3 protein-coding genes are annotated in these 2,595 nt (G+C 73.5%); all 3 read right to left on the bottom strand.

The annotated features are described in order from the left end of the window. On the bottom strand, positions 1–260 hold a 260-nt coding region (locus HW445_RS26155; RefSeq protein ID WP_374939700.1), incomplete at its 3' end, for a sugar phosphate isomerase/epimerase family protein. Beyond that, entirely contained in the window at positions 257–1,417 is a 1,161-nt protein-coding gene (locus HW445_RS26150; RefSeq protein ID WP_180223350.1) for a dihydrodipicolinate synthase family protein, read from the bottom strand. The genes HW445_RS26150 and HW445_RS26155, both read right to left, overlap by 4 nt. Then, positions 1,414–2,577: a Gfo/Idh/MocA family protein gene (locus HW445_RS26145; protein WP_180223349.1), complete on the bottom strand. Its 1,164-nt coding sequence runs from the start codon at positions 2,575–2,577 to the stop codon at positions 1,414–1,416. Before HW445_RS26145 ends, HW445_RS26150 begins: the two co-directional genes overlap by 4 nt. Positions 2,578–2,595 lie beyond the last annotated feature (18 nt).

Genomic DNA, 2,595 nt, shown 5'->3' with positions numbered 1-2,595 from the left:
CGGTTGTCGTCCAGGGCCGCGGCGCGCCCACCGGGGTCGGTCGCGGTGAGGAAGCCGCCGCGGCACAGGCTGGTGACGGTGAGGCCCGCCTCGCGCACCAGCCGTGCGGCGCGCTCCACCCCGTACTCCTGGACGGGTGCGCGCCACAGGCCAATTCGCGCCACCCCCGCCTTGCGGCAGCCCTCGACCAGTTCGGGGAGGGACCACTGCTTGACGGTCTCCTGGTTGATGCTGAACCTCGAGAGATCGACGTCGGTCACTGTTCCACCCCGTACACCGAGAGCAGGTTCCGCATCCGGGCCCCGGCGAGCGCCGGGTCGGGGAACAGGCCGAGCCCGTCGGCCAGTTCGTACGCGCGCGCGAGGTGCGGCAGCGAGCGGGCCGACTGGAGTCCGCCCACCATGGCGAAGTGGTCCTGGTGGCCCGCGAGCCAGGCCAGGAACACCACGCCCGTCTTGTAGAACCGGGTGGGCGCGGCGAACAGGTGCCGGGCCAGCTCCACGGTCGGGTCGAGGACCTCCCGGAAGCCCGCCGCGTCGCCCGTGTCCAGGACGCGTACGGCCCGCGCGGCGAGCGGCGCCAGCGGGTCGAACACGCCGAGCAGCGCGTGGCTGAAGCCCCGCTCGTCGCCCTCGACCAGCTCCGGGTAGTGGAAGTCGTCGCCGGTGTAGCAGCGCACCCCGTCCGGAAGCCGCCGCCGCAGCGCGACCTCCCGGCCGGCGTCCAGCAGCGACACCTTGACCCCGTCGACCTTGTCCGGATGGGAGGCGACGACCTCCAGGAAGGCGTCGGTGGCCGCGTCGAGGTCGCCGCCGCCCCAGTAGCCCTCCAGCGCCGGATCGAACATCGGGCCGAGCCAGTGCAGGACCACCGGCTCGGACGCCTGCCGCAGCAGTGCGCCGTACACCTCCAAGTAGTCCTCCGGGCCCTTCGCGGCGGCGGCCAGCGCCCGTGAGGCCATCAGCACCGCCTGGGCGCCGGCCTCCTCGACGACGGCGAGCTGCTCCTCGTACGCGGCGCGCACCTCGCCGAGGGACGCCCCGGGCACGGTGAGCTGGTCGGTGCCGACACCGCAGGCGACATGCCCGCCGACGGACTTCGCCTCGGCGGCGCTGCGGCGGATCAGCTCGCGGGCGCCCGCCCAGTCCAGGCCCATGCCGCGCTGCGCGGTGTCCATGGCCTCGGCGACGCCCAGTCCGTGGGACCACAGGTGGCGGCGGAAGGCGAGGGTGGCGTCCCAGTCGACGGCGGCCGGGCCGTCCGGGGTGGTGTCGGCGTACGGGTCGGCGACCACGTGGGCCGCGGCGAGGACCGTGCGGGAGACGAGCGGCGTGCCGTCCGCCGTGAGGTCCGCGGGCGTCGCGCGCGGCGTGTAGGGGACGGTTCCCCCGTCCGGACGGGGCAGCAGGATCGTCACAGCGTCAGCTCCGGGACGTCCAGGCGGCGGCCCTCGGCCGAGGAGCGCAGCCCGAGTTCGGCGAGCTGCACGCCGCGCGCGCCGGCCAGCAGGTCCCAGGTGTACGGCTCGTCGAGGAACACGTGCCGCAGGAACAGTTCCCACTGGGCCTTGAAGCCGTTGTCGAACCCGGCCCCGGGGGCGAGGTTGTCGGGTACCTCCTGCCACTGGTCGCGGAAGGCCTCGGTGACCGGCAGGTCGGGGTTCCACACGGGCTTGGGGGTGGCGGAGCGGTGCTGGACGCGGCAGTTCCGCAGCCCCGCGACGGCGGAGCCGTGCGTGCCGTCGACCTGGAACTCGACCAGCTCGTCGCGGTGGACCCGCACCGCCCAGGAGGAGTTGATCTGGGCCACGGCCCCGCCCTCCAGCTGGAAGACGCCGTAGGCCGCGTCGTCGGCGGTGGCGGAGTAGGGCTTGCCGCTCTCGTCCCAGCGCCGCGGGACGTGGGTGGTGGCCAGGGCCTGGACGGAGGTGACCCGGCCGAAGAGCTCGTGGAGCACGTACTCCCAGTGCGGGAACATGTCGGTGACGATGCCGCCGCCGTCCTCGGCGCGGTAGTTCCAGCTCGGGCGCTGGGCCTCCTGCCAGTCGCCCTCGAAGACCCAGTAGCCGAACTCGCCGCGTACCGAGAGGATCTCGCCGAAGAAGCCGCCGTCGACGAGGCGCTTCAGCTTGAGCAGGCCCGGCAGGAAGATCTTGTCCTGGACGACGCCGTGCTTGATGCCGGCGTCGCGCGCCAGCCGGGCCAGCTCCAGCGCGGCGTCCAGGGAGGTCGCGGTGGGCTTCTCGACGTACAGGTGCTTGCCCGCGGCGACGGCCTTGCGGACGGCCTCCACGCGGGCGGAGGTGATCTGGGCGTCGAAGTAGACGTCGACGGTGTCGTCGGCGAGGACGGCGTCCAGGTCGGTGGACCACTCGGTCAGGCCGTGCCGTTCGGCGATCTCGCGCAGGGCGTGCTCACGGCGGCCGACCAGGACGGGCTCGGGCCACAGCACCGTGCCGTCGCCGAGGTCGAGGCCGCCCTGCTCGCGCAGGGCCAGGACGGAGCGGACCAGGTGCTGGCGGTACCCCATCCGTCCGGTGACGCCGTTCATGGCGATGCGCACTGTTCTGCGTGTCACGTGCTTCCCTTCGAGGAG

Source organism: Streptomyces sp. UH6, from assembly GCF_013421635.1.
Taxonomy (GTDB): Bacteria; Actinomycetota; Actinomycetes; order Streptomycetales; family Streptomycetaceae; genus Streptomyces; species Streptomyces abyssomicinicus.
Note: the sequence above shows the minus strand (reverse complement) of the source record. Positions and strands in the feature narration are given on the sequence as shown.